General features: G+C 71.3%; 25 protein-coding genes and 1 pseudogene. 5 read left to right on the forward strand and 21 right to left on the reverse strand.

The genetic code is table 11. The features are described 5' to 3' along the window. Positions 1-1,572 carry a sugar ABC transporter ATP-binding protein gene (locus V6V89_RS00120; protein ID WP_334616751.1) on the reverse strand — a complete coding sequence of 524 codons (1,572 nt, stop codon included), beginning with the start codon at positions 1,570-1,572 and terminating at the stop codon, positions 1-3. Further along, positions 1,569-2,864: an enolase C-terminal domain-like protein gene (locus V6V89_RS00125; protein WP_334616752.1), complete on the reverse strand. Its 1,296-nt coding sequence runs from the start codon at positions 2,862-2,864 to the stop codon at positions 1,569-1,571. Before V6V89_RS00125 ends, V6V89_RS00120 begins: the two co-directional genes overlap by 4 nt. 374 nt (positions 2,865-3,238) lie before the next feature. Between V6V89_RS00125 and cpt the strand changes: the two genes are divergently transcribed. Beyond that, a complete protein-coding gene (gene cpt / locus V6V89_RS00130; RefSeq protein ID WP_334616753.1) occupies positions 3,239-3,772 on the forward strand; it encodes a chloramphenicol phosphotransferase CPT in 534 nt (177 codons plus the stop codon). Positions 3,773-3,978: 206 nt separating this feature from the next. Next, positions 3,979-4,251, forward strand: a complete 273-nt coding sequence (locus V6V89_RS00135) for a hypothetical protein (RefSeq protein WP_334616754.1) — start codon at positions 3,979-3,981, stop codon at positions 4,249-4,251. Here the strand turns inward: V6V89_RS00135 and V6V89_RS00140 are convergent. Further along, entirely contained in the window at positions 4,248-5,075 is an 828-nt protein-coding gene (locus V6V89_RS00140; protein ID WP_334616755.1) for an alpha/beta fold hydrolase, read from the reverse strand. The two genes, V6V89_RS00135 and V6V89_RS00140, sit on opposite strands and share 4 nt — an antisense overlap. Before the next feature lie 68 nt (positions 5,076-5,143). Between V6V89_RS00140 and V6V89_RS00145 the strand changes: the two genes are divergently transcribed. After that, positions 5,144-5,716 carry a hypothetical protein gene (locus tag V6V89_RS00145; RefSeq protein WP_334616756.1) on the forward strand — a complete coding sequence of 191 codons (573 nt, stop codon included), beginning with the start codon at positions 5,144-5,146 and terminating at the stop codon, positions 5,714-5,716. Between the two features lie 11 nt (positions 5,717-5,727). On the opposite strand, the gene V6V89_RS00150 is transcribed toward V6V89_RS00145, so the two are convergent. The 13 genes and pseudogenes from V6V89_RS00150 to V6V89_RS00210 all read right to left on the reverse strand — a co-directional run bounded on the left by V6V89_RS00150 (position 5,728) and on the right by V6V89_RS00210 (position 19,034). Further along, positions 5,728-6,093, reverse strand: a complete 366-nt coding sequence (locus V6V89_RS00150; RefSeq protein WP_334617196.1) for a PH domain-containing protein — start codon at positions 6,091-6,093, stop codon at positions 5,728-5,730. A 135-nt stretch (positions 6,094-6,228) separates the two neighbouring features. Beyond that, positions 6,229-6,480, reverse strand: a pseudogene (locus V6V89_RS00155) (FGGY-family carbohydrate kinase); the annotation flags it as partial. Continuing rightward, complete coding sequence (locus V6V89_RS00160; protein WP_334616757.1) at positions 6,473-7,450, reverse strand: 2-hydroxyacid dehydrogenase; 978 nt, start codon at positions 7,448-7,450, stop codon at positions 6,473-6,475. The pseudogene V6V89_RS00155 and the gene V6V89_RS00160, both read right to left, overlap by 8 nt. Before the next feature lie 76 nt (positions 7,451-7,526). Beyond that, a complete protein-coding gene (locus tag V6V89_RS00165; RefSeq protein WP_334616758.1) occupies positions 7,527-8,315 on the reverse strand; it encodes an IclR family transcriptional regulator in 789 nt (262 codons plus the stop codon). A gap of 42 nt (positions 8,316-8,357) precedes the next feature. Then, positions 8,358-9,407, reverse strand: coding sequence for an L-idonate 5-dehydrogenase (locus tag V6V89_RS00170; RefSeq protein ID WP_334616759.1), 1,050 nt, complete (start codon positions 9,405-9,407; stop codon positions 8,358-8,360). 1 nt (position 9,408) lies between these two features. After that, the gene (locus tag V6V89_RS00175) at positions 9,409-10,161 is read right to left on the reverse strand and encodes an SDR family oxidoreductase (RefSeq protein WP_334616760.1); all 753 of its coding nucleotides are present in this window, start codon (positions 10,159-10,161) and stop codon (positions 9,409-9,411) included. Continuing rightward, positions 10,158-11,039: an NAD(P)-dependent oxidoreductase gene (locus V6V89_RS00180; RefSeq protein ID WP_334616761.1), complete on the reverse strand. Its 882-nt coding sequence runs from the start codon at positions 11,037-11,039 to the stop codon at positions 10,158-10,160. Before V6V89_RS00180 ends, V6V89_RS00175 begins: the two co-directional genes overlap by 4 nt. Next, a complete protein-coding gene (locus V6V89_RS00185) occupies positions 11,036-11,908 on the reverse strand; it encodes an NAD(P)-dependent oxidoreductase (protein WP_334616762.1) in 873 nt (290 codons plus the stop codon). Before V6V89_RS00185 ends, V6V89_RS00180 begins: the two co-directional genes overlap by 4 nt. Then, positions 11,905-13,080 (reverse strand): substrate-binding domain-containing protein, encoded by a 1,176-nt coding sequence (locus V6V89_RS00190; protein ID WP_334616763.1) that lies wholly within the window; start codon positions 13,078-13,080, stop codon positions 11,905-11,907. Before V6V89_RS00190 ends, V6V89_RS00185 begins: the two co-directional genes overlap by 4 nt. Then, positions 13,077-14,165 carry an ABC transporter permease gene (locus V6V89_RS00195; RefSeq protein WP_334616764.1) on the reverse strand — a complete coding sequence of 363 codons (1,089 nt, stop codon included), beginning with the start codon at positions 14,163-14,165 and terminating at the stop codon, positions 13,077-13,079. The genes V6V89_RS00190 and V6V89_RS00195 overlap by 4 nt, the downstream gene beginning before the upstream one ends. A gap of 17 nt (positions 14,166-14,182) precedes the next feature. Further along, positions 14,183-15,646, reverse strand: coding sequence for a sugar ABC transporter ATP-binding protein (locus V6V89_RS00200; protein WP_334616765.1), 1,464 nt, complete (start codon positions 15,644-15,646; stop codon positions 14,183-14,185). Further along, entirely contained in the window at positions 15,643-16,533 is an 891-nt protein-coding gene (locus V6V89_RS00205) for an SMP-30/gluconolactonase/LRE family protein (RefSeq protein WP_334616766.1), read from the reverse strand. Before V6V89_RS00205 ends, V6V89_RS00200 begins: the two co-directional genes overlap by 4 nt. Positions 16,534-16,763: 230 nt before the next feature. Further along, the gene (locus tag V6V89_RS00210; protein ID WP_334616767.1) at positions 16,764-19,034 is read right to left on the reverse strand and encodes a rhamnogalacturonan lyase family protein; all 2,271 of its coding nucleotides are present in this window, start codon (positions 19,032-19,034) and stop codon (positions 16,764-16,766) included. 147 nt (positions 19,035-19,181) lie between these two features. Between V6V89_RS00210 and V6V89_RS00215 the strand changes: the two genes are divergently transcribed. Continuing rightward, positions 19,182-20,123, forward strand: a complete 942-nt coding sequence (locus V6V89_RS00215) for an alpha/beta hydrolase (RefSeq protein ID WP_334616768.1) — start codon at positions 19,182-19,184, stop codon at positions 20,121-20,123. A 70-nt stretch (positions 20,124-20,193) separates the two neighbouring features. On the opposite strand, the gene V6V89_RS00220 is transcribed toward V6V89_RS00215, so the two are convergent. After that, positions 20,194-21,105 (reverse strand): NAD(P)/FAD-dependent oxidoreductase, encoded by a 912-nt coding sequence (locus V6V89_RS00220; RefSeq protein ID WP_334616769.1) that lies wholly within the window; start codon positions 21,103-21,105, stop codon positions 20,194-20,196. A 78-nt stretch (positions 21,106-21,183) separates the two neighbouring features. Here V6V89_RS00220 and V6V89_RS00225 point away from each other — a divergent pair, with 78 nt between their 5' ends. Beyond that, the gene (locus tag V6V89_RS00225) at positions 21,184-21,768 is read left to right on the forward strand and encodes a helix-turn-helix domain-containing protein (protein ID WP_334616770.1); all 585 of its coding nucleotides are present in this window, start codon (positions 21,184-21,186) and stop codon (positions 21,766-21,768) included. 12 nt (positions 21,769-21,780) lie between these two features. On the opposite strand, the gene V6V89_RS00230 is transcribed toward V6V89_RS00225, so the two are convergent. The 4 genes from V6V89_RS00230 to V6V89_RS00245 form a co-directional block, all read right to left on the reverse strand. Further along, positions 21,781-22,422, reverse strand: coding sequence for a hypothetical protein (locus tag V6V89_RS00230; RefSeq protein ID WP_334616771.1), 642 nt, complete (start codon positions 22,420-22,422; stop codon positions 21,781-21,783). A gap of 29 nt (positions 22,423-22,451) precedes the next feature. Further along, positions 22,452-22,829, reverse strand: coding sequence for a VOC family protein (locus V6V89_RS00235; protein ID WP_334616772.1), 378 nt, complete (start codon positions 22,827-22,829; stop codon positions 22,452-22,454). A gap of 104 nt (positions 22,830-22,933) precedes the next feature. Beyond that, positions 22,934-23,953 carry a 1-aminocyclopropane-1-carboxylate deaminase gene (locus tag V6V89_RS00240; protein ID WP_334616773.1) on the reverse strand — a complete coding sequence of 340 codons (1,020 nt, stop codon included), beginning with the start codon at positions 23,951-23,953 and terminating at the stop codon, positions 22,934-22,936. Continuing rightward, on the reverse strand, positions 23,950-24,603 hold the full coding sequence (locus V6V89_RS00245) for a GntR family transcriptional regulator (RefSeq protein WP_334616774.1): 654 nt from the start codon (positions 24,601-24,603) through the stop codon (positions 23,950-23,952). Before V6V89_RS00245 ends, V6V89_RS00240 begins: the two co-directional genes overlap by 4 nt. Positions 24,604-24,622 lie beyond the last annotated feature (19 nt).

Consider the following 24,622-nt stretch of genomic DNA (forward strand, 5'->3'; position numbering starts at 1 on the left):
TCATACCGCCTTCGGTTCGGTCGAGTCCAGGTCGAGCAGGCCAAGCTCGGCGGCGTCCTCGGGGTTTTCGTTGGGGCGCAGGGTGGCCAGGTGCATGACGCTCTCCTGGGTGGCCTCGTCCGCGGAGAGGATGCCGCTGACCCGTCCCTCGGTCATCACCACGATCCGATGGGACATCCGGAGCACCTCGGGCAGCTCGGAGCTGATCATGATGATCGCCTTGCCCTGCTGGGCCAGGCTGCCCAGCAGGGCATAGATCTCTTCCTTGGCGCCGACGTCGATCCCGCGCGTCGGCTCGTCGAAGATGAGGATGTCGCAGTCCTTGACCAGCCACTTCGCGATGACGACCTTCTGCTGGTTGCCCCCGGAGAGGAACTTCGTGGTCTGCCGCACCGACGGCGTCTTGATGCTCAGCCGGCCGGCCACCTCCTTGGCGGCGCGCCGCGCGACAAGCTTGTCGACCAGGCCCCACCGGCTGAACCGCTCACGCAGCGACGGCAGCGTGATGTTGTCGCTCACGTCGTGTTCGAGCAGCAGGCCGAGCTGCTTGCGGTCCTCCGACAGGTACCCGATGCGCAGCTCGGCGGCCTCGGCCGGCGTGTGGATCCTCACCTGCTGCCCGTGTACGCGGATCGTGCCACCGCTCGCCTTGTCGGCACCGACCAGCGCGCGGGCGACCTCGGTGCGCCCGGCGCCCATGAGCCCGGCGAAGCCGAGGATCTCTCCCTTGCCGAGCGTGAAGCTGACGTCCCGCAACAGCTCCTTTGTGGACAGACCCTGGACGTCGAGCACGGTCTCGCGCCCGTCTCGTACGTCCACCGGGCGCGCGTCGCTGGTGAGCGTGCGCCCGACCATCAGGGTGATGACCTCCCGCATGCCAGTCTTCGCGGTGTCCAGCGTGCCGACGTACCGGCCGTCCCGGATGACGGTGATGCGGTCGGCGATCGCCTTCAACTCGTCCATCCGATGCGAGATGTAGATGACGCCCGTGTCTTCGCGGATGAAACGGCGGATCAGCCCGTGCAGGGTGCGCACCTCGGCGTCGTTCAGCGCCGCGGTGGGCTCATCCATGATCAGTACCCGGGCGTCGTAGGACAGCGCCTTGGCGATCTCGACCATCTGCTGGTTGGCGACCGTCAGGTCGCTGACCGTGGCCCGGATGTCGAGCGGCAGCCCCAGCCGGTCGACCAGCTCAGCCGCGCGGCGGTTGAGTGCCCGGTCGGACAGCATCAGGCCGCGCCGAGGCTCGCGGCCGATGAAGATGTTCTGCGCGACCGTCAGGTGCGGCATCAGGTTGAACTCCTGATGGATGATGCTGATGCCGGACTCCAGGGCGTGCTTGGGGCTCTCCGGCTTGAACGGCTGGCCCCGCAGCCGAAACGAGCCCGCGTCCGGCACGTAGATACCCGACAGCAGCTTCATCAGCGTCGACTTGCCGGCGCCGTTCTCACCGACCAGGGCCAGCACCTCGCCGAACCGCAGGTTGATGTGCATGTCGTCGAGCGCCTGCACGCCCGGAAACGCCTTCCGTACGCCCTCGACCTCGAGCAGGTAGCCGTTCGCTTCGTTCACCCCGCCGCCCTCCCCTCGGCGTACCGGTAGCGTTCGATCGACTCCGGCAGCATCTCCGCCCCCGCGCCCGGTGAAACCGGCGTCACGTAGTTGCCGTCCCGGATCACCACCGGGTCGACGAAGTGCTCGTGCAGGTGGTCCACATACTCGATCATGCGGTCGTGGAGGGTGCCGGAGACGGCCACATAGTCGAACATCGACAGGTGCTGGACCAGCTCACACAGGCCGACGCCGCCGGCGTGCGGGCACACCCGCACCCCGAACTTCGCGGCCAGCAGGAGCATCGCGATGTTCTCGTTCACCCCGGACACCCGCGTGGCGTCGATCTGTAGCACGCCGAGCGCCCGCGCCTGCAGGAACTGCTTGGCCAGTACCCGATTGGCCATGTGCTCGCCGGTCGCCACCGGCACCGGCGCGATCGCCCGCGCGATCGCCGCGTGCGCCAGCACGTCGTCGGGGCTGGTGGGCTCCTCGACCCAGGCCAGGTCGTACGGCGCGAGCGCGCCGATCCAGTCGATCGCCTCGGCCACGTCCCAGCGCTGGTTGGCGTCCACCGCGATCCGCACGTCCGGCCCGACGACCTCGCGGGCGATCCGCAGCCGGCGGATGTCGTCGTCGCGGTCGCCGCCCACCTTGAGCTTGATCTGGCCGAACCCGCTCTCGACCGCCTCCCGGCACAGCCGCGCGAGCTTGTCGTCGTCGTACCCGAGCCAGCCCGGCGTGGTGGTGTAGGCCGGATACCCGGCGCGCAGCAGCTCAGCCTCGCGCGCCTCCCGGCCCTCCCGGGCGTCTTCGAGGATCTTCAGCGCCTCGTCCGGGGTGAGGGCGTCGCTGAGGTACCGGAAGTCGACCAGCGCGACGATCTCGGCCGGCGCCATCCTAGCCAGGAGCTGCCACAACGGCAGGCCGGCCCGCTTGGCTCTCAGGTCCCACAGCGCGTTGACGACGGCGCCGACGGCCATGTGCATCACCCCCTTCTCCGGTCCGAGCCAGCGCAACTGGGAGTCGTGCACCAGCTCGCGCCAGAACCCGCCGAGGTCGTCGAGGACGGCCTCGACGTCGCGGCCGACGAGGTAGGGGGCGAGGCTGCGGATGGCGGCGACCTGCACGTCGTTGCCGCGACCGATGGTGAAGACGAAGCCGTGGCCGGCCAGCCCGTCGTCGGCGTCGGTCCGCAGCCGCACGTAGGCGGCCGAATAGTCCGGATCAGGGTTCATCGCGTCCGAGCCATCCAATGACTGGGACGTGGGAAACCGAACGTCGTCGGTCTCCAGGGCGATGATGTGGCTCACCAGGCGGCTCCTCCCGCGAGAACGCGGTGATGTTGCGGGACGCTAGACATCGGATGTCTGTCATGTCAAGATACCGAACCAAAGTTGTTACGCGGCTGTTGAACTGGGTTGACGAACGAGGGGTCGGATGTCTCCCGTTAACCCGGCACCGATATGGCAGCTCTTCGCGCTGTACATCAACTAGGGAGAATCCCGACCATACCGCCATAGCGCCGATAGGTCGGATGTTCGACGCCCGCGCTCTTCGCGTTCTTCCCGTCGAGACCTTCCCTGATCGGTGCGGTCGACGGAGGCGGGCCAGACGCTGCGCGTCCCTCGCCGTACTCACGGGGTGCTCCGGCTCGACGGCCGCGCGCGCCCTCTAAAGTGGCGTCGTGACGACTCAGGTGATCATGCTCAATGGAGGATCCAGCTCGGGCAAGTCGGGGATCGTCCGGTGCCTGCAGGCCGTCCTGCCGGATCCGTGGCTCGCCCTCGGGGTCGACACGCTCGTCGAGGCGATGCCCGCGTCCATGCGAACCTCGGATGCGGGCATCGAGTTCGCCGCCGACGGCGGCGTGAACGTCGGGCCCCGGTTCCGCTCGCTGCAAGTGGCGTGGCAGGCGGGAGTCGCCGCGATGGTCCGCGCGGGCGCCCGGGTCATCATCGACGACGTCTTCCTCGGCGGCGCGGGCTCCCAGCGGGATTGGCAGAGGGCGCTCGCCGGACTGGACGTGCTGTGGGTCGGTGTCCGGTGCGACGCCAAGGTCGCCGAGGGCCGCGAGGTCGCCCGCGGAGACCGGGTGCGGGGAATGGCGGTGTCACAGGCGGACCTGGTCCACCAGCTCGTGGCCTACGACCTGGAGGTGGATACCACGCACACCGAGGCGCTGGCCTGCGCGCAGATCATCGCCGCCCAGCTCGACTGACCCCTCCCCCATCACCGGCACCCCTCTCTGCGCCGATCAAGGGCAACCGCACGTGGTGTGATCTCATTTCCGCGTGCATTTGCCCTTGATCGATGCGATGTCCCTTGATCGGCGGCCGGGCTACGCGACCTCCTCGAAGCCCGACCCGAAGCGCGGATGGCTTTCCCGCTCTCGGCCCCACGATCCCCTCTGAGAGCATGACGGGCGTGAGATGGTCTGTACTCGTCTCGCCGCTGCACCGCGTCGCGGCCGACGGCGGGCTGGAGTGGGCCGCCACGGTGAGTTTCGCCTACGTGGTGCCCGACCAGGCGCCAGCCTCGCGGGAGCTCCCATCGGTCGCGGACGTCCTGGCCGCCTTCCGGGCGGCCCGGTGTCCCGGCACCGCGTGGTTCGCCGTGGAGGACCTGGACGCCGCCGCGTGGCTGCCGCCGTGCAAGCGCGGCGGCCAACTCCTCGGCAACGGCATCCGCGTCCGCTAGGCGAGGAACGTCGTGGTGGTGGCTACGAAGTGGGCGGGGTCGTCTAGCCAGGGGTAGTGGCCGGCTCCGGATTGCACGATGAACGTGGCGTTCGCGAAGAGGCGCGCGAACTCGGCCGTCGTCTCAGGAGGGCTGTTCACGTCGTACTCGCCGGTGAGCAGCAGTACGGGTGCCTGGAAGCCTGCGAGCGCCGCGCGCGTGGCCGGGGGGTCGAAGGCGCCCTCGGCGCCGAAGAGCGCGACGGCCTCCATGTTGCTGGGCCGGCTGGCCGCGTGGTGCCTCTGTGCCGCGGCGTCCCACCGGCCCCAGAAGAACGGAGCTATGGCCTCCGGGCTGCCGCCCCTGCCATCGGTCAGCGCCTCCAAGGCAGCGAACGCTTCCGGGAACCATGGTTCGTCCTTGCGAAGCCGAGCGACCTCGCGCCGTGTTTCCCCGGTGATCTCGATGCCGACCGCCCTGGTACTGGGGCCGATCAGGGCGAGCTTGCGGACGCGCTGGGGGTGCCGGGCCGCGTACTGTGTCGCGACGTTCACGCTCCCCGAGTGAGCGAGCAGGTCGATGCTGGCGAGTCGGAGGTGTTCGCGCAGCGCCTCGACGTCGTCGACCAGGCGGTCGCAGCGGTACGTGGAGGGATCGTCGGGAATCGCGGACCGACCGGTGCCGCGAAAGTCCAGGACGGTGAGCTGGCGGTGTGCGGCCAGGCCGCCGAGGTCACCGAGGTAGGTGGAGTCGGCGGAGCCTCCCGGGACGCAGATGACGGGGTCGCCGTCTCCGTGTACGCGGTAGGCGAGCCGGGTGCCGTCGGGCGCGGAGAAGGTGGGCATGACAGGGATCCTGTCACTTATAACCCAGTTATACAACTCGGTTATAGCCGCTGGTGTATAACCAGCATGTGGCAAGCGAGGAGCTGACGGAGAAACAGGCGGCGCGGATGCTCGCCGGCATGAATGAGGTCATCCGTGCCGGCGAGGAGATGCGCAAGCTGCGCGCCGAGATGATCCAGATCTTCGTCGGCCTCGGCTGGACCCAGGACAGGATCGCCCGGCTGACCGACATGAGTCAGCCCGCCGTGTCCAAGCAGGTGGCGAAGTACAGGACGAGCGACGCGCCGCCCCCGATGGAGCTCTCCCTCGATCAGGGCGACATCCCCTGGCTCGAAGGGCGCCTCTGGGGTCTCGCCGAGGAAATCTCCGAGACCCTCGACGGCACGGCACGCTGCACCCGCTACGTCGACTCCCTCGCCAGGGGAAAGAAGCGCTTCACGCCCCAGAACGTCGACGAGCTGCGGCGCCTCGTCGAAGAGGACCTGAGACTGCGCGAGGCGGAGATGCCTGGCGGCTACCGGCGCGCGTACGACCAGATCAGTCGCGGTCTCGACGTCCCCGCGAAGACCACCACCACCGCATCGGCCTCCGCGCGTCGCGCCCTCGCCTACCAGATCCAGCGAGACCACCTACGAGGCTGACGCGGAAGGGCTCACGAGATGTAGTGCAGGATCACGTTGTGCGCGTGGTGGGTCTTCTGCGCGCCTCGGAACTCCACCTCGTAGGTGTGCGTGCCCACGTTGATGGCGATGGTGCCGGTGGAGAAGAACTCGCCGCCCCACGACTTGTTGCTCACCACGCTCACGCTCGTGATCTTCGAATACGGGATGCTCGTGATGGCGACCTTCTTGCCCAGAAACGACTTGTCCTGGATGATCACGCGCCGAGTCGTCAGGCCGATGAAGCCCGTCCCGGCCCCGACCGCGTCGTAGACGGCGATGATGTCCTCACCGTCCAGCAGGCCGCTCTGGATCTGTCGAAGCTGTTCGCGCCGGTCGTGGACCACCTGCTTTGCCATGCGATCGACGGTAGCCGCTAGCCGCCAGCGCGCTGAGGCCATGCGCTGGGCGGCGTCTGGATCGGGTACGACGGTGCGGGCGGGTCGGGACGGTGCCAGTTCTGCCAGTGAGCCGGCGCCGAGCGCCCGCCACCCGAGGGCGGCGGCGCCGAGACCGGAGCCCGCGTTGTCGTCGACGACCTGGATCGGGGTCTCCAGCGCGGCGGCGAGCACGTCCGTCCACACAGGAGCGCGCAGTGCGCCGCCGGTCGCGCGGATGGCCTCGATGGTGGCGCCGGCCGCGCGCGTCGAGTCGCGTACGAGGGCCAACTGCTGGGCGACGCCTTCGACGTTGGTGGCGCTGGTGCCCAGGTCGACGCCGAGCACCACGGCACGGTGATCAGCCACGGCGGGCCGGGGTGCCGGGCAGCGGCGTGAGGGCGGCCTGCCCGTCCAGTACGGCGAGGATGTTGCGGGCGGCCAGGTCGACCATGGCGGCGCGGGTGGCCTCGGTGGCGGAGCCGACGTGCGGCAGTACGACCAGGTGCGGCTCGTGGAAGAGCGGGTCGGCCGGGTCGGCGCGCGGCTCGTCGACCACGACGTCGAGGCCGGCGGAGTGCAGGGCGCCGGTGCGCAGCGCGGCGCGCAGGGCGCCCTCGTCGACGATGCCGCCGCGAGAGGTGTTGACCAGGGTCGCGGTCGGCTTCATCCGGGCTAGTTCGGCGGGGCCGATGAGGCCGCGGGTGCGCGGGGTCAGCGGTACGTGCAGGGAGATGACGTCGCTGGTGCGCAGCAGTCCGTCGAAGTCGACCGCGCGGGAACCGCCGTGGTCGTCCGGCTTGGACGGGTCGTGGTGCTGGACGCGCATGCCGAGGCCGGCGGCGCGGCGGCCCAGCGCCTGCCCGATCTGGCCGTACCCGACCAGGCCGAGGGTCGCGCCGTGCACGTCGAGGCCCAGGAAGCCGTTCATGCGGAACGTGCTCCACCCGCCGCCGCGCATGCTGTCGACGGCGGCGCCGAGCCGGCGGCGGGCCATGAGGATGAGCGCGAGTGCGAGGTCGGCGGTGGTCTCGGCGAGGACGTTGGGGGTGTGCGTGACCAGTACGCCGCGGCCGGTCACGGCGGCCACGTCGACCGCGTCGTACCCCATGGAGGCGAGCGCGACGACACGGAGCCGGGAGCCGGCGTCGAGCAGGGCGGCGTCGACCTTGTCGGTGCCGAGCACGAGGGCGGCGTCGCAGTCGCTGACCAGGTCGGCTAGTTGCGCGGGTGCGGGTGGCGCGTCGTCTTCCCAGACCTCGAGGTCGCACCGGTCGGCCAGCAGGCGCAGGCCCGGCCCGGGCAGGTCGCGCCGGGAGACGGCGACACGAGGCGACATGGTCAACTCCGTTCAGTATGTGGAACAGTGTTCCAAAAGCAGTGCATGAGTTGGCCACGAAAGCGACCGCAAGGGGTTACGAACCGGCCAGCCTGGACAGGTCCTTGGCGAGCGTGGTCAGGTCTTTGGCGAGCGAGTCCCGCAGCTCCGGTGTCACCCGGGCGGTGAGCATGGTGGCACTGACCGCGGTCGGGGTGTCAGGCGTGCCGGGCAGGGCGACGCCGACACAGGTGATGCCCTCGGTGTTCTGCTCGTCGTCGAGGGAGTAGCCGCGCTGGCGGATCTCGTCGAGATCGGCGCGCAGCTCAGCCATCGTGCGGTGCGACCGCGCCGTGTACACCGGCAGGTCGTCGACGGCGGCGAGCCGGCGGTCGAGCTCGGCGGGCGGCAGGCTGGCGAGCATCGCCTTACCCAGCGCGGTCACCACTGCCGGCAGCCGGCGGCCGATGTCGCTGGCCAGCCGCACGGGCTGGTTGCCGTCGTGGCGCGCCAGGTAGACGACGTCGAGATCGTCGAGGACGGCCAGCAGCAGGGTCTCCTGCGCCGCCACCGGCAGCACGGTCGCCGCACGGCGAAACTCCGCGACCAGGTCCGTGCCGGCGAGGAAGCCCTGGCCCAGCTCGACCACCTTGTATCCCAGCGCCCACCGCTGGTCCATCCGCCGGATGAGGTGGCTGTCTTCGAGCGCGGCACAGAGGTTGGCGACTGTGGACTTCGCCAGGTCGAGCGATCGGGCCAGCTCGGTCAGCGACAGCGGGCCGCGCCGGGCCAGCTCCTCCAGCAAAGCCACGGCCCGGGTCACCGCGGGGGCCCGGCTGTCGACGTCGCGAAGCGAGCGCGGTGCCGACTGCCTGATCTGGGTCACGGGGACTCCTTCACTCATGCGCACTGCCCGCCATCTTCGCAGTCACGGCGTACCCGCCGCGAAGTCGAGCAGCACCTTGCACGACCGGGCCGGATCGCCGGCCAACGGGAACGCGTCGGCCACCGCGTCCAGCGGTACGACCTGGGTGATGACGGGGTCAACGGCGAGCCGGCCATCCGAAAGGGCGTCCAGCACGTCGGTGGGCTCCCGGTCGAACCGGAAGGACCCGACGACCCGCAGTTCGCGGGTGACGATCAGGTTCGCGGCGATCGGACTGTCGCCGGGCGGCAGCAGGCCGAGGCCGACGACCAGGCCGCCGCGGTCGACCGCGCGCAGGCAGGTGTTGAACCCCGCCGGGCTGCCCGACGACTCGATGGCGGCATCGGCGGCCAGGGCGTCCTCACCCGTGCCGACCAGCACGGTGCGGGTCGCGCCGAGCGAGGCGGCGACCGCCAGCGGCCGCGGGTGGACGTCGGTCACCACGATCTCGGCGGCACCCGCCGCGTGCAGCGCCGACACCACGAGGCAGCCGATAGGCCCGGCGCCGGTGACCAGTACGCGTAAACCTCGCGCGTCGCCGAGCTGCCGGACGGCGTGCCATGCGACGGACGCCGGCTCGACCACCGCGGCCCGGCGCAGGTCGAGCCCGGGCGGCAGCGCGATCACCTGGTCGGCGCGCACCACCAGCACGTCGGCGAAGCCGCCCTGCACGTGCGGGAACCGGGCCGCGCTGCCCAGGTAGCGGGCGTTGGGGCAGATGTTGGGGCGACCGCCGAGGCACTGCCGGCAGGCCCCGCACGGGGTCGCGGGGTGAACTGTGACCGGCGCACCGACCGCGACGGACTCGACGCCGTCGCCGAGCGCGTGGACCGTGCCGGCGACCTCGTGCCCGAGCACGAGCGGCTCGCGCACCCGGAACTCCCCCACCGCGCCGTGCCGCCAGTAGTGCAGGTCGGAGCCGCAGATGCCGCCGTAGCGGACGGCGACCGCCACCTCGCCCGGGCCCGGCGCGGGCATCTCCCGGTGCTCCAGCCGCAGGTCACCGGCGCCGTGTACGACGACAGCGCGCACGCCCCTGTCAAGCACCGCCATCTCAGATCACCGCCGTGATGCCGCCGTCGACGGCGACGACCTGGCCGTTGACGAAGTCGGAGGCCGGCGCGGCCAGCCAGATCAGGGTGCCGACCAGATCTTCGGGCGTGGCCCAGCGGCCGGCCGGGGTACGCCCGCGGATCCACGCGTCGAACGCGGGGTCGTCGACGAGTGGCTGGGTCAGCTCGGTGACCACGTATCCGGGGGCGAGGCCGTTGGCGGTCACGCCGTGCTGGGCCCACTCGGCGCACATCGCCCGGGTCAGCATGGCGAGCGCGCCCTTGGACGCGGTGTACGCGGCGATGCCCGGACGGGCCAGCCAGGTCTGCACCGAGCACACGTTAACGATCTTGCCGTGGCCGCGCTCGATCATGCCGGCGGCGACCGCGCGGCCGACGAGGAACGCGCTGGTGACGTTGGTGTCCAGCACCCGGCGGAAGGTGTCGACGCCGACGTCGAGCATGGGCTCGCGGTGCTGCACGCCGGTGTTGTTCACGAGGATGTCGATCGGGCCGAGCCGCGCGATGCCCTCCTGGACGGCGGCGGCGTCGGTGACGTCGAAGGCCGACGCCCGCACGGGGGCGCCGGTGCGCTCGGCCAGGTCGTGCTGGGCCCGCTCCAGCGCCGCCTCGTCGCGCCCGTTGAGCACCACCTCAGCGCCGGCCTGCGCGAGACCGGTGGCCAGAGCGGCACCGATCCCCCGGCTGGACCCGGTGACCAGCGCCGTGCGGCCCGTGAGGTCGAACAGCTTCAAGAGGTCCCCTCCTCGATGACGGTGATGACGGCGCAGTGGTCCAGGTCCGGGTCGCGCGCGGCGAGCCGGTCGACGACCTCGCCGGCCGCTTCGAGCACCGGCGTACCGAGCGCCGCGTCGCCGGCCAGCTGGCGGATGATGCCCACGTCCTTGGCCAGCAGGCCGGCCTTGCCTCGCCCTTCGAAGTCGCGACTCAGCATCCGCTCCCCCTGCAGCTCCAGTACCCGGGAAGCGGCGTACCCGCCCAGCAGCGCGGTGCGGACCACGGCCGGGTCGATGCCGCTGCGCCGGGCGAGGGCGAGAGCCTCGGCGACCGCCACGAGGGTACCGGCGACGACGAGCTGGTTGCACGCCTTGGCCACCTGTCCCGCTCCTGGCGGACCACAGTGGACGACCATGCCGAGGTGGGCGAGGACCAGCTCGGCGTCTTCCAGGTCACCCGGTACCGCACCGGCCATGATGGACAGTGTGCCGGTGCTGGCGCCCGTGGGACCGCCGGAGACGGGCGCGTCGACCGCGCGGTGCCCGGCGGCGCGGAGGCGCTCGTGCAGGTCGGCCGCCTCGGCGGGCGCGGTGGTGCTCAGGTCGACCAGCAGCAGCGACCGCCCCGGTGGCAGGCCGCCGATCAGGTCGGCGGCAACGGATGTCACCTCGGCACCGCTGGGCAGGCTCGTCAACACCAGTACCGGATCCGCCGCCGCGACGTCTGCCGGCGTACACAGGACGACGAGCCCCGGCACCGCGGCCGCCGTGGCCTCGCGCGTCGCTGGCGTGCGGGAGGTGGCGACCAGCGGAAAGCCGGCCGCGACCAGGCGCGCGGCGATCGCCCGGCCCATGACGCCGAGGCCGACGAGTCCGACAGGTCCGCGCAGCGTCACGCCTCCGCACCGCCCGTGTAGTACAGCATCAGCGCCGCGTTGTCCGAGGCGCCGTGGTCCCGCGCCACCAGCCAGCGGTGCAGCTCGGACACCGCGGTGGTCATCGGCAGCGGCACGTTGCGGGTGCGGGCGAAGTCCCGGGCGATCTCCAGGTCCTTGACCATGTTGGCCACCCGGCCGGTCGGCGACAGGTCGACGGTGGCGAACTTGGTGAAGAACTCCTGCAGCAGCGCCGAATCCGCGCGCCCGCCGGTCAGCGCGGCCAGGATCTGCTCGGCGGGCAGGCCGGCCGCGCGCACCAGCGCGGCCGCCTCGGCCAGCGCCGCGAACCCGCACCCGACGAGCACCTGGTTGACGAGCTTGCCAAGCTGTCCGGAGCCGACCGGCCCGAGGTGTGTGGTGCGGGAGGCGAGCAGCCGCAGCGCTGGCAACGCGCGGGCCACATCCTCGTCCCGGCCGCCCAGCATGAGGGTCAGCTCGCCGCGCAGGGCGGCGGGCGCACCGCCGGACAGCGGGGCGTCCACCCACGCGGCACCGTGGCGCTCCGCGCGCTCGGCGAGATCCCGTGTGCTGGCCGGGTCGATGCTGGACATGTCGACGAACAGGGTGCCGCGACCGCCGTTGGAGAGCACGCCATCGCGCCCGAACACCGCTCGCTCCACGATGGTGGCGCTGTTGAGCGACAGCACCACCGGCACGTGGCGGGCCAGGTCGGCCGGGCGGGTGGCGGCCACCGCGCCCTCGGCTTCGAGCTCGTCGACGGCCTCGGGGCGAACGTCGTACACGCGGGGCCGGTGCCCGGCGGCCAGCAGCCGCCGGGCGATGGCCGAGCCCATCACGCCGAGCCCGATGACTCCGACCTCGGTCACTGGCCGGACCAGATCTTCTTGTAGACGTCGCGGTACCCGGACGGCGGGTCGAAGACGTCGCCGGAGGGCACGTTCTGCTTGGTGATCAGCGCTGGCATCGGCACGAATCCGGAGGGCTGCTGCCCGGCGATGGCCCGGTTGAGCTCGTCGACCAGCTGCCAGCCCTGCAACGGCATCGGCTCGGCGACGGTGGCCGCCTGGTAGTCGACGCTGCGGATGCGCTGGAACTCGGCCGCGTCGCCGTCACCGGCCGCGACCGCCCACGGTGGACCCGCGCCGCCCTTGCCGGCGTCACGCAGCGCGCCCTTGGCGCCGCCGAAGTAGTTGCCATTGATACCGAGCAGGAACGTGAGTTTGTCGCCGTTCTGCTGGAGCAGAGACGAGATGAGGGCCGGCATGCGGGAGTCGGCCTCGGCGATCGGCGCGTCCTCATAGGACAGCACCGAGCAGCCCGAGCACAGCTTGACGTAGTCGCGCATCGCGTCGGCCTTGCGCACCGCGATCTGGTACTGGGAGTCGGTGAAGATGGCAACGCCCGCGGTGCCCTCGGAGTTGGCGACGGCGTACGCGGCGGCCAGCCACGAGACCTGCAACGGGTCGGTGGTCACGTTGGTGAACAGCCCGGCCGAGGCGATCGGGCCGGACTCGGCGCCGGCGTGCCAGCCGACGACCGGGATCGACAGGTCGGCGGCCTGCTTGATGGTGGCGGCCTGCTCGGTGGCGTCGAACCCGCCGAGGATGATGCCGACCGGCTTGAGCGCGATCGCCTGGTTGAGCGCGTTGGTGCGGCCCTGGGCGCTGCCCTTGCCGTCGATGACGTTGACCTTCCAGCCGATCGCGGCGCCGGCCTCGGTGACCGCCTTGGCGACCGTGTTGACGCCGCCGTTGGTCAGGTCGGCCGCCACGTACGCGATCGTGCTGCCCTTCTTCTGCGCCGCCGGGCCGGTGCTGGGCGGGGTGAAGCCGGCCGAGCCGGAGAGGCTGTCGGCGACCCGCTTCTTGGCGTCGGCGAGGACGTCCGTGATGCCCTCCGGCACGAGCGCCTGCGCGGCGGCCGACGGGGACGAACTGGTTGTGGTGCTGCCGGACTGCTGGGCGGCGGTCTCGCTGGCGCAGCCGGCGAAGGCCAGCAGTATGGCGGCGGCGGTCGCTGCCGCCCGGAAGGTTCTCATACGGAGCTCCCAATAGGTGTCGAGGGGGAAGTGTCGGTTGTGGACGGTGCGGCCACCTGGTGTCGTTCGGCGCTGGCGAGCCGCTTGCGGCTGGCGAGGCTGGCGATGGTGATGGCGGCGACCAGGGTGAGCCCGTTGAAGAGCGGGTCTAGGTAGAACCGGCCGGGCAGCAGCTGTTGCAGGCCGGAGATGCCGATGGTGGTGATGACGACGCCGAGCACGGTGCCCCAGGCGTTCACCCGTCCCGGCCGGATCGTCGTCGAGCCGAGGAATGCCGCGGCGAGAGCCGGCAGCAGGAAGTCGGGCCCGATGTTGGCCTGGGCGACGCCGCCCTGGCGGGCCGAGAGCAGGATGCCACCGATCGCGCACAGCACGCCGGAGGTGACCATCGAGCCGACCACGTACCGGCGGCGCCGGATGCCGGTCAACTCCGCCGCGCGAGGGTTTGCTCCGACCGCGTACAGGTAGCGGCCCACGGGCAGGAACTCCAGTACCGCCCACAGCGCCACGGCGAGCACGACGGCGATGACGAACGGGCCGGGCACCGGGCCGAGCGACCAGGTGGCGAGGGAGTCGAAATTGGCCGCGCGCCGGCCGTCGGTGTCGACGACCTGCCGGCCGCCGGTGTGCCAGTACGTGATCGCGAAGATGACCTGGCCGGTGGCGAGCGTGGCGATGAACGCGTCCACCTGGGCCAGCTCGACGAGTGCCGCGTTGACCAGGCCGACGACCGCGCCGCCGACCAGTACCAGCAGGATGACCAGCCGGTAGTCGAGGCCGCCCAGCTGCCAGGAGAGCGCGAGCACCTGCCACAGCCCGAGCGCGTACCCGACCGACAGGTCGATCTTTCCGGCGACCATCGGCACCGTCACCGCGAGCGCGAGGATCAGCGGCACCGCGTTGCCGGCGGTGAGCAGCTTGAAGTTCAGCAGCGTCGGGAACGTGTCCGGCTTCAGCGCCGCGAACAGCCCGAAAAGCGCCACCGTCAGCAGCACCATGCCGTAGACGGTGAGCAGCCGCCGCGACGCGGACCCGCCCTTGCGCGGCTCCAGCGCGGTCGAGCGCACGGACGTGTGCAGAGCCATCTGTTCTCCTCGGGGGCTTAGATGCCGGTCGCGGCGCTCATCAGGGCGGTCACGGTCAGGTCGGCGCCGGCCAGTTCGCGGCACACGCGGCCGCGGTGGAAGACCAGGGCGCGGTGGCAGATCGCGGCGACCTCTTCGAGGTCGGTGGAGACCACGAGCGCGGCGGTGCCGCGCTCGCCGGCCTGGCGCAGCAGCGCGTAGATGTCGCTCTTGGCGCCGACGTCGACGCCCATGGTGGGTTCTTCGAGTACCGCCACCGCGCGGCCGACACCGAACCAGCGCGCGACGATCACCTTCTGCTGGTTGCCGCCGGAGAGCGTGTCGATCGGCCGCTCAGGATCGGCGGGCCGCACGTCGAACTCCCGCACCAGCCGCGCCGCCCGGGCCCGTTCCGCGCGGGTGGTGCCGGGAGCCAGCAGCCGGCGCCCCCACACCGACGGGTTCATGAAGAGGTTCTCGCGCACCGACAGGCCGGGCGCGATGCCGTCGGTCTCCCGGTTCGAGGTCGCGAACCCGACGCCGGCCTTCACTGCCATACCGGTGTGCCGGGGCGCGAACGGCGTACCGTCAAGGCTCATGGACCCGCCGCGGGCCGGAAGCACGCCCGCGACCGCGCGCCCGATCTCTTCCTGGCCGGCGCCGCGCAGGCCGACCAGCCCGACCACCTCGCCGGCGCGGACCCGCAGGTCCACCGGGCCGACGTCGCCGACCCTGACCCCGTCCAGTTCCAGCCGCACCCGGTCGCCGACCGTGCCGGGCGAGCCCGGCCGGGTCTCGCGGCCGACGATCAGCCGGACCAGCTCCGTCGGGCTGAACTCGGTGGTCGGCGCGGCGCCGACCACGCGGCCGTTGCGCATCACTACCACGTCGTCGGCGATCTGGAAGATCTCGTCGAGGCGGTGCGACACGTAGATCATGCCGACGCCGGACTCCCTGAGCCTGCGCAGGACCGCGAAAAGCCGCTCCACGTCGGCGGCCGGCAGGCTCGCGGTGGGTTCATCGAGTACCAGCAGCCGCGCACCGCCCACCAGAGCGCGCGCGATGGCCAGCAGCGACCGTTCGGTGCGCGGCAGGTCGAAGATCCGGGCGTCCGGGTCGATGCCGCCGCCGACCAGCGCGAGCGTCTGCTCGGCCTGCCGGCGCACCGCACGATGAGAGATCGGCCGGCGGCGCCCCCCGGGGAAGCCGCTGACCAGCGCGATGTTCTCCGCGACCGTCATCCAGTCGACCAGGCCCAGGTCCTGGTGGATGAACGAGATGCCCTCGGGTTTGGTGATCTCGCGCCCATCGAGCAGGATCTGGCCGGCGTCGCGGTGGTACACGCCGGCGAGCATCTTGATGACCGTGGACTTGCCGGCGCCGTTCTCGCCGAGCAGCGCCACTACCCGCCCGGCCGGTACGTCGAAGGAGACGTCGTCCACGGCCCGGTTGCCGTAGAAGGACTTGACCAGCCCCCGCACCCGCAGCAGCGAGGCGCTCACGTGGTCGCCCCGCGGGTGCGGGTGGGCAGCCGGTACAGGCCGGTCGTGGCGGCGATGAACAGCACGCTGCCGTCCGGCCCGCCAAAGCACAGGTTGCCGACCACCTCGGGCACCGGGATCCGGCCGAGGTGGGTGCCGTCCGGCGCGTACACCTGCACCGAGTCGGCGCTGGAGGTCCACACGTTGCCCAGGACGTCGACCTTGATGCCGTCGGCGAGGCCGGGGTTGACCTCGGCGAAGACCCGGCCGTTCTTGCACCGCCGGCCGTCGATGACGTCGTAGACCCGGATCCAGTGGTTGCCCGTGCCGTCCCTGCGCAGTGCGGCCGACGTGTCGGTGACGTACAGCAACGACCCGTCCGGCGAGAACGCCAGGCCGTTGGGCTCCTCGATGTCCAGGATCACCGGGGTCAGCTCGCCGGTGGCCGGCTCGAAGCGGAAGACGTAGCAGTCGCCGTACTCCTTGTCGCCCGGATACCCCTCGTGGGGCTGGACGATGCCGTACGGCGGGTCGGTGAACCAGATGGCGCCGTCGGCGGCGACCACGACGTCGTTGGGCGAGTTCAGGCGGGCCGCGCCGTGGTGGTCGACGAGCACCTCGCCGGGGGCGCCCGCGGGGCCGCGCTCGACCGCCCGCCGCCCGTGCGAACACGTCACCACCAGGCCGTTCACGTCGAGGCAGCGGCCATTGGTGAACTCCACAGCGGTACGGTCGACGGTCACGGCGCCGGTGCCGGCGCTCCACCGCAGGATGCGGTTGCCGGGAATGTCCGACCAGATGACGGCGTTCTCGGCGGGCAGCCACAGCGGCCCTTCGCTCCAGGTCGCGTCGCCGCCCAGCCGCTCGGGTCGCGCGGTCGGGTCGACCACGTCGGCCAGCTTCACCATGTGACCTCCCTAGGTGGTGCCACATAGTGAACGCTGTACCACATGTGGAACGCAAGTGGGCCACCAACATTTTCTCAACGCGCCGGAACCGGACCAGCGTCACACGACCAGCACGAACCGTCACACGTCGTGCCCGCCCCCTTTCCCGTCGATCAAGGGCAAACGCACGCGGAAAAGAGATCCAACCGCGTGCGTTTGCCCTTGATCGACGGGAAAGGTGGTGGGTGGGTCTAACGGACGTAGATGGCGGGTTGGGGTGGGGTGGACATGCCGTCGCCGATGAAGAAGCTCGGGTGCGGCGGCTGGTTGTAGGCGGTGTTCTGCCAGGCCAGCGCGACACGGTACTGCGCGTCGTGCGCCAGCGTGAAGATCTTGGTGGTGGTCGGGGTCGGGGTGCTGTAGATCCGCAGCGCGCTGTTGTCGGACGTGCGCCAGATGACCTCTTCCCGCCAGTCACCGAGGATGTCGCCGGACAGAGCGGGGGTGGCCTTGGTGCCGTTGTTCGACGCCACGCCGCTGCCGGTGAGCAGGCGAGTGTCGCCACCGGTGCCGTACTTGTCGATCCGGGTCTGGTCGAGCAACTCGCGGACCGGGTCGGCGTCCCACCAGATCACGAAGTTCGCCGAAGACGGGGTGCGGCCGACACTGGCGCCGCTGGCGTTGTAGAGGTTGCTCATCTGGGTGCCGGCGCCCCAGAACTCGGCGCCCGGGCTGCCGGCGTACACGTCAGCCGCGACACCGCGACCGGGTCCTTCGGCGCCGCCGTTGCCCGGCCGCTGCCAGATGATCTGCCCGGTGCGCCCGTCGTGGACGTCCGCGGCGGGTGCGCTGCTGGACTCGTGGATGGTGAACACCTCGATGCCGGACCGGGCCGGGATCAGGTCGCCGACGTGCATGGCGTCGCCGTGCCCGAAGCCGGTGCGGTACATGAGCGCGCCGTTGTCGTCGATGGTGGCCGACCCGTACACGATCTCCTGCCGGCCGTCGTTGTCGACGTCGGCGACGGACAGGTTGTGGTTGCCCTGGCCGTAAGCGCCGGTGTTGCTGTTGCCCGAGTCGTAGGTCCACCGCCGGACCAGGCTGCCGTTGCGGAAGTCCCACGCCACGACGACCGCCCGGGTGTAGTAGCCGCGGGCCATGATGAGCGAGGGGCGCTGGCCGTCAAGGTACGCCGTCGCCGCAAGGAACCGGTCGACGCGGTTGCCGTACGAGTCGCCCCACGACGACACCGTGCCGCGCGGCGGCTCGTAGTTCACTGTGGACAGCACCGCGCCGTCGGTGCCCCGGAACATCGTGAGGAACTCGGGGCCAGCCAGGATGTAGCCGTCGGCGTTGCGATGGTTGGCCGACGCGTTGCCGACCACCTGACCGGTGCCCGACCGGGTGCCGTCGGCCGTCTTCATGGCCACCTCGGCCCGGCCGTCACCGTCGTAGTCGTACACCTGGAACTGTGTGTAGTGCGCGCCGGCGCGGATATTGACGCCCAGATCGATCCGCCACAGCCGCGTCCCGTTGAGCCGGTAGGCGTCCACGAACACATTGCCGGTCACCCCGGCCTGCGAATTGTCCTTCGCGTTGTCCGGGTCCCACTTGAGCACGATCTCGTACTGGCCGTCGCCGTCCAGGTCGCCCACGGAGGCGTCGTTGGCCACGTACCCGCCGCCGGGGGCCGAGATCGGCACGTCGAGGTGACCGCCGCCGGTGAAGCGCAGCGAGGACTCCGAGGCGCCCTGTTCGGCGCCGTTCACCACGGCCCGCACCGTGTACGACGCGTCAGCCGCCGCCCCGCTGTCGAGGTAGTTGGTGGAGTTGGTGATCGGCGTGGCGTTGACCTTGGTGCTGCCGCGGTACACGTTGAACGCGGTTGACGCGGCCTCGTACCCGAACAGCCGCCAGGAGACCAGGTTCCCCGAGCCGGACCGCACGCTGATCAGGCCCCGGTTGAGGTCTTCCATCTGCTTGCCGTTGCCGGAGGTGGGCGGCGGCGAGGTCGGCGGGAGCGTGGTCGGCGGCGCGGACGTGGGCGCCGACGAGGTCGGTGGGGCGGAGGTCGGCGCGCCGGTGGTCGCCCCGACCGAACCGGTGCACGCGGTGCCGTTCAGCGTGAAGGTCGCCGGCACCGGGTTGCTGCTGTTGTTCCACGACCCGTTGAAGCCGAAGGCGACGTTGGCGTTGGTGGCGATCGCGCCGTTGTAGCTGGCGTTCGTCGCGGTCACCTGGCTGGCGCTCTGCGTGACGGTCGCGTTCCACGCCTGCGTCACCGTCTGGCCGGCCGTGTACGCCCACGTGAGCGTCCAGCCGTTGATGGGGTCGCCGAGGTTGGTGATGGTGACGTTCGCACCGAACCCGCCCGACCATTGGCTGCTGATCGCGTAGTCGACCCGGCACCCGGCGGCCGCCGAGGCGGGGAGAACGACGGCGATGACGCCGGCGGAACCGGCCACGACGGCGGCGATCGTGGTGGACAGCAGCGCGGCGCGCCGCCTTCTTCGAGAGAGCATGACGTGGCTCCTATTGCCCAGTGGGACACCTCTGCCCGGAGGCGTCCTGAAAGCTTTCAATGCCCGGACAACTGCACAGCCCTCGTCGCCCACCAGACTTTACTCAAGAGCATCGATATTAACAAGCTAGTCGTAAGGTCTATGACCATGCCGGTACACCCCACGGTCGCCGCCAAGCTGGCCCCGCTCGCCGACCTGCCGTCCTGGCGCGAGGCGATGGCCGACCCAGCCCTGCGGCCACGCCTCGACGAGTTCCGCGACTGGCCGCCAGCCGCCGGCCTGCCCACCGTGGACACCAAGGACGACGCCGCGCCGGGACCGCACGGCCCGGTGCCGGTCCGCGTCTACCGGGGTAGGCCGGAGCCGCACCGGCCGGCGCTGGTGTGGATGCACGGCGGCGGCTTCGTCTTCGGCGACCTCGACATGGCGGAGGCCGACTGGACCGCGCGCGAGGTGGCCGCCCGCGCCGGCGCGGTGGTGGTCAGCGTCGACTACCGGCTCGCGGTCGGCGGCGTGCGGTACCCGGTGCCGCACGACGACGTCGTGGCCGCGATCCGCTGGGTGCGCGACAACGCCGAGGCGCTCGGCATCGATCCGGCCCGCATCACGGTCGCCGGTGCCAGCGCGGGCGGCAACCTCGCCACCGGCGCGGTGCTGCGGCTGCGCGACGATGACGGCTGGCTGCCCGCCCGGCTCGTGCCGGTGTACGCCACGCTGCACGCGGCGGTCCCGACACCGTCGCCCAGTCTGGCGGCCGCCCTGACCGAGCTGCCGCCGGTGGCCCGGTTCACGCCGGAGGAGCGCGCCAAGCTGGTCGCCGACTACGTCGGGCCCGACCGGGAGCCCGACGGGTACGCCATGCCGGCGCAGGCGGAGCTGGCCGGCCTGTGCCCCACGCTGCTGATCAACGCGGAGTACGACCTCCTGCGCGCCTCCGCCGAGGCGTTCGCGAAGGCCCTCGCGCGGTCCGATGTGGACTCCGAGGTGGTGACGATCGCCTCGATGCTGCACGGCTTCCTCAGCCTGCCCGCCTCTGTTTCCCCGGTCGACGAGACGCTCACCCTCCTGGCGGAGACGATCCTTCGGTAGCTATGACGACTGTGCGCAGGCGGCGCCGGGCCTTGACGCGCGGCCAGATCGCCTAGCTCAACGGCGTTGATCAAGGAGATCTGCGTCGATCAGCGGCGGCGGAGAACGCCGCGATGTCGTCCTCCACCAGGTCGGCGTTGATGGCCATCGCGGCGGTCGAGCCCGCACCCGCCGCGGTGATGAGCGCGGCACGCGGGTCGACGGCGTTGCCCGCCGCCCATACGCCGGGCACGCTGGTACGCCCGGCGGGGTCGACGACCACCCAACCGTCTTCGTCCACCGCGCACCCCAGGCCGGTGAGCAGGCCGCTGTTGGGCACGAAGCGAGGGCCTACGAACACAGCCGCGCGCGCCACGAACGCGCCGCCGTCCAGCTCGACGCCGCGCAACCGGTCGCCCTCCACCACCATCCGCGCCACCTTCCCCTCCACGACGCGGATGCCGCGCGCGTCGAGCCGTTCGCGGTCGTCGGGGGTGACGGTGGCGGTGTGCGGAAACAGGATCACGTTCGCCGACCATTGCCGCACCAGCAGCGCGTGGTGAACGTTCGCCACCACACCCAGCGGCTGGTCACGCACCTCGTACCCGTGGCAGTACGGGCAGTGCAGCACGTCCCGGCCGAACCGCTCGGCGACGCCCGGGATGTCGGGCAGCTCATCGCGTAGTCCGGTGGTCACCAGGACCTGGCGGGCGGCCAGCGACGACCCACCGGCCAGCCGCACCCGGAAGCCGGGCTCGATCGCCACCACCGTGTCGTCGACCAGCTGACCGCCGTACCCGGTCACCTCGGCCCGCCCGGCGGCGAGCAGGTCGCGCGGCGCCGCGCCGTCGCGGGACAGGAAACCATGAAGGTGCGCGGCGGGGGCGTTGCGCGGGGCACCGGCGTCGACCACCGCCACCCGACGCCAGGCCCGCGCCAGCACCAGGGCCGCGCTCAAACCGGCGGCACCGCCGCCCACAACCAAGACGTCGTACTCGTTCATGCCGCCCACGCTCCACCGGTGGCGCGACCCTGACAACTATTGTTGCCGTTTCCGGGAAAGGTGCGCTGAGATGGGTGGGTGGACAACGCACCCGCGATCGCCGCCGCCCTGGCCGACGTCGGCCTCCGGCTCAAGCGCCTGCGCACCCAGCGCGGCGTCACGCTGGCCGCGCTCTCCGATGCCACCGGCATCTCCAAGAGCACCCTGTCGCGCCTCGAGGCCGGCCAGCGCCGCCCCAGCCTCGAGCTGCTGCTCCCCATCGCGCAGGCTCACCAGGTGCCGCTGGACGAGCTGGTCGGCGCACCCGAGGTCGGCGACCCTCGGGTACGCCTCCAGCCGCGCCAGGCGCACGGCCGCACCGTGCTCCCGCTGACCCGCCAGCCGGGCGCCCTCCAGGCCTGGAAGATCATCATCCCGGCGAACCAGGACGAGCCGGATCCCCGGGTCCACGAGGGCTACGAGTGGCTGTACGTCCTGTCTGGACAGTTGCGCCTCGTCCTCGGCGAGCACGACCTGGTGCTGGACGCCGGGGAGGCGGCCGAGTTCGACACCCGCGTGCCGCATTGGTTCGGCAGTGCCAGCGGGCGGCCCGTGGAGATCCTGAGCCTCTTCGGCCGTCAGGGCGAACGCATGCACGTCCGCGCCCGCCCCCGCAAGTCCTAGGGGACCCGGGCCCTAGTGCCGAAGTCGCAGGCCCCGACGCAGCAGGCCCGCGAACGTCCCGGTGTCATCGGGGGCGACGGTGCGCGCCCAGTGTTCGACCTGATCGACGAACTCGTCGAGTGCGCGCTCGGCGTCGCCCAACATGCCGGCGAGGGCCGCCGTCGTGGTGTCGATGTGCGCGGACTTCACGGTGTCGCTGCCCGCCCAGACCCGTAGCGTCCCATCTGGACGGTGCTCGATCCACGGATCGGGCGAGTGCCCCAGCCACGGAGACTCACCCGCCGGCACACGTGCCCATTCGCGCCAGGACTCCAGCCCGAAGCAGCAGCCGGGCTCGATCCGGATCCCCGCCCCCGCGTCGACAAGGGCGAGCCCACCGGGGACCGCCAGCGCCTCGGCCTCGGGTATGGACTCGACGAAGGCGGCCAGCACCGAAGGAGCATCGGCGGCCTTCAGCGCGTCACCGCCCGCGTACTCGACCATCACGGCGACCGCGAGACCAAGCTCATCGCGGTCGAGCGCGCCCGACAACGGCAACAACCGGTCTGGTACGACCGACGACCGACCGGGCAACGACGGCATCGACCGGTTGTCGGCCATCGGCCATGGTGCGGCCAGGCCGGCCGAGCCGACCTCGAGCACCGGAATCAGCATCCCATTTCTTCTTCCGTCGATATCGCTGGTCAGGCTGGCTGGCGCTCGGCCTCACCGCGCTCGACGCAGAACTCGTTGCCCTCGGGATCGGTCAGCGTGACCCATCCGCGCCCGTCGGCGACGCGGTGGTCCTGGTACAGCTTCGCGCCGAGGGCGATGACGCGCTCGACCTCCTCGTCGCGGGTCCGCTCGGTCGGCATCCAGTCGAAGTGGATCCGGTTCTTCGCCGTCTTGCCCTCGGGCACCCGGATGAACAGCAGGCCAGGCAGCGGCGAGGGCGCCTCGAGGAGGACCTCGGGGTCACCCGGCTCGTCCTCTCCGGAGACCGACCACCCCGTTACCTCACTCCAGAACGTTGCCAGCTCGTACGGTTCGGCGCAGTCGATCGTGACGTGGCGAAGGATCATGCGGCAACCATAGCCGCAGCCGCCGTCGGTCCGCGTTTCACGCCCACGGGCGGGTGCCGCTCTCGGCCACGCCGTGATGACCACGCGACGTCGCGGGCGGAGGCTCAGGAGAACAGGGCGCTGTAGCCGTTGAGCGCTGGCTGGCCGCCGAGGTGGGCGTAGAGCACAGTGGACTCTCGGCCGATCTCGCCGGTGCTGACGAGATCGATGAGGCCGGCCATAGACTTCCCCTCGTACACCGGGTCGGTGATCATGCCCTCGGTGCGCGCGGCCACGCGCATGGCGTCCAGCGTCCGCTCGTCCGGGATGCCGTAGATGCCGGCGTGGTACCGCTCGTCCAGGATGATCTCGTCATCGTCCAGCGGGCTCTCGACGCCGATCAGCGCGGCCGTGTTACGGGCGATCCTCGCGACCTGAGCCCAGGTCTCCTTCGGCTTGGCGGAGCCGTCGATGCCGATGATCCGGCGCGGTTGGCCGCCGGCCACGCGCAGGGCGGCACAGCCGGCGATCATGCCGGCCTGGGTGCTGCCGGTGACGGAACACACGATGATCGTGTCGAAGAAGACGTCGAGTTCGCGCTCCTGGTCGGCGACCTCGTACGCCCAGCGGGCGAACCCAAGGCCGCCGAGGCGGTGGTCGGAGGCGCCGGCCGGGATCGCGTACGGCTTGCCGCCGCTCTCCTCGATCTCGCGCAGCGCCTGCTGCCAGCTCTCCTTGAACCCGATGCCGAACCCGGCCCGCACCAGCCGCACGTCGGCGCCGGCCAGGCGGGAGAGCAGGATGTTGCCGACCTTGTCGTAGACCGAGTCGGGCCAGTCCACCCAGCTCTCCTGGACGAGGACGCAGCGCAGCCCGGCCCGGGCGGCGACCGCGGCGACCTGCCGGGTGTGGTTGGACTGCACGCCGCCGATCGAGACGAGCGTGTCGCAGCCCTGCGCCAGCGCTTCGGCGACAAGGTACTCCAGCTTGCGCGTCTTGTTGCCACCGAACGCGATGCCGGAGTTGCAGTCTTCGCGCTTCGCCCACAGCCGCGCCCCGCCCAGGTGCGCGGTGAGCCGCTCCAGGGGGTGCACGGGTGACGGGCCGAACAGCAGCGGATACCGGTCGAACGATTCCAGGCTCATGACGCCTCCTTGGGTGGTTCTGAGGATTCGAGGCTCGACCAGATCGTGCTGGTGATCGCGGCCGCCGCCTCCGCGTCGCCGGCCGCGCACGCCTGGATCAGCTCTTCGTGCCGGACCACCGACCGCTGTGCGGGCAGGGTGGCGAACCGCTGCCGTTCCAGCCTGCGGATCAGCGGCGTGTACCGGTCGATCGTGGCGGCGACGGCGCGGTTGTCGCAGGCCGCCACCAGTACGTCGTGGAGGGCGTCGTCGGCGCGCAGAGCGCGCTCGACGTCGCCGGAGCGCACGGCGTCCGCGAACTCGTCGTTCGCGGCGCGCATCCAGTCGACGTCCGTCGCGGTCAGCCGGGGTACCGCCGCGCGAGCGGCCGCCTCGTGCATGGCGCGCACCACGACGAGGGCGTCGTGCACGTCCCGCAGGATCAGCGGCGTGACCCGGGTGTGGCTCTGCGGCTTGGACTCGACGAGGCCCTCGTCGGCGAGCCGGGAGAGCGCGTCGCGCACCGGCGCGCGGGAGAAGCCGAGCTGCTCGGCCAGTTCGCGGTCTTTCACCACCTGGCCGGGCGCGAGCACACCCGCGACGATCGCGTCCTTGAGGGCGCGGTACGCCTGGTCACGCAGGAGCGTTCGCCCTACCGGCTTAAGATCCACACTGACATGTTACATGTCA

This window comes from Micromonospora sp. CPCC 206061 (assembly GCF_036906915.1).
Lineage (GTDB): Bacteria > Actinomycetota > Actinomycetes > Mycobacteriales > Micromonosporaceae > Phytohabitans.

Excerpts from the sequence above, each read along its gene's own strand:
- V6V89_RS00235 (WP_334616772.1), bottom strand. The coding sequence starts at position 22,829 with ATGATCCTTCGCCACGTCACGATCGACTGCGCCGAACCGTACGAGCTG.
- V6V89_RS00140 (WP_334616755.1), bottom strand. The coding sequence starts at position 5,075 with ATGCCCACCTTCTCCGCGCCCGACGGCACCCGGCTCGCCTACCGCGTA.
- V6V89_RS00215 (WP_334616768.1), top strand. The coding sequence starts at position 19,182 with ATGCCGGTACACCCCACGGTCGCCGCCAAGCTGGCCCCGCTCGCCGAC.
- V6V89_RS00170 (WP_334616759.1), bottom strand. The coding sequence starts at position 9,407 with ATGGCGGTGCTTGACAGGGGCGTGCGCGCTGTCGTCGTACACGGCGCC.
- V6V89_RS00240 (WP_334616773.1), bottom strand. The coding sequence starts at position 23,953 with ATGAGCCTGGAATCGTTCGACCGGTATCCGCTGCTGTTCGGCCCGTCA.
- V6V89_RS00160 (WP_334616757.1), bottom strand. The coding sequence starts at position 7,450 with ATGTCGCCTCGTGTCGCCGTCTCCCGGCGCGACCTGCCCGGGCCGGGC.
- V6V89_RS00150 (WP_334617196.1), bottom strand. The coding sequence starts at position 6,093 with ATGGCAAAGCAGGTGGTCCACGACCGGCGCGAACAGCTTCGACAGATC.
- V6V89_RS00230 (WP_334616771.1), bottom strand. The coding sequence starts at position 22,422 with ATGCTGATTCCGGTGCTCGAGGTCGGCTCGGCCGGCCTGGCCGCACCA.
- V6V89_RS00210 (WP_334616767.1), bottom strand. The coding sequence starts at position 19,034 with ATGCTCTCTCGAAGAAGGCGGCGCGCCGCGCTGCTGTCCACCACGATC.
- V6V89_RS00220 (WP_334616769.1), bottom strand. The coding sequence starts at position 21,105 with ATGAACGAGTACGACGTCTTGGTTGTGGGCGGCGGTGCCGCCGGTTTG.
- V6V89_RS00195 (WP_334616764.1), bottom strand. The coding sequence starts at position 14,165 with ATGGCTCTGCACACGTCCGTGCGCTCGACCGCGCTGGAGCCGCGCAAG.
- V6V89_RS00190 (WP_334616763.1), bottom strand. The coding sequence starts at position 13,080 with ATGAGAACCTTCCGGGCGGCAGCGACCGCCGCCGCCATACTGCTGGCC.
- V6V89_RS00205 (WP_334616766.1), bottom strand. The coding sequence starts at position 16,533 with ATGGTGAAGCTGGCCGACGTGGTCGACCCGACCGCGCGACCCGAGCGG.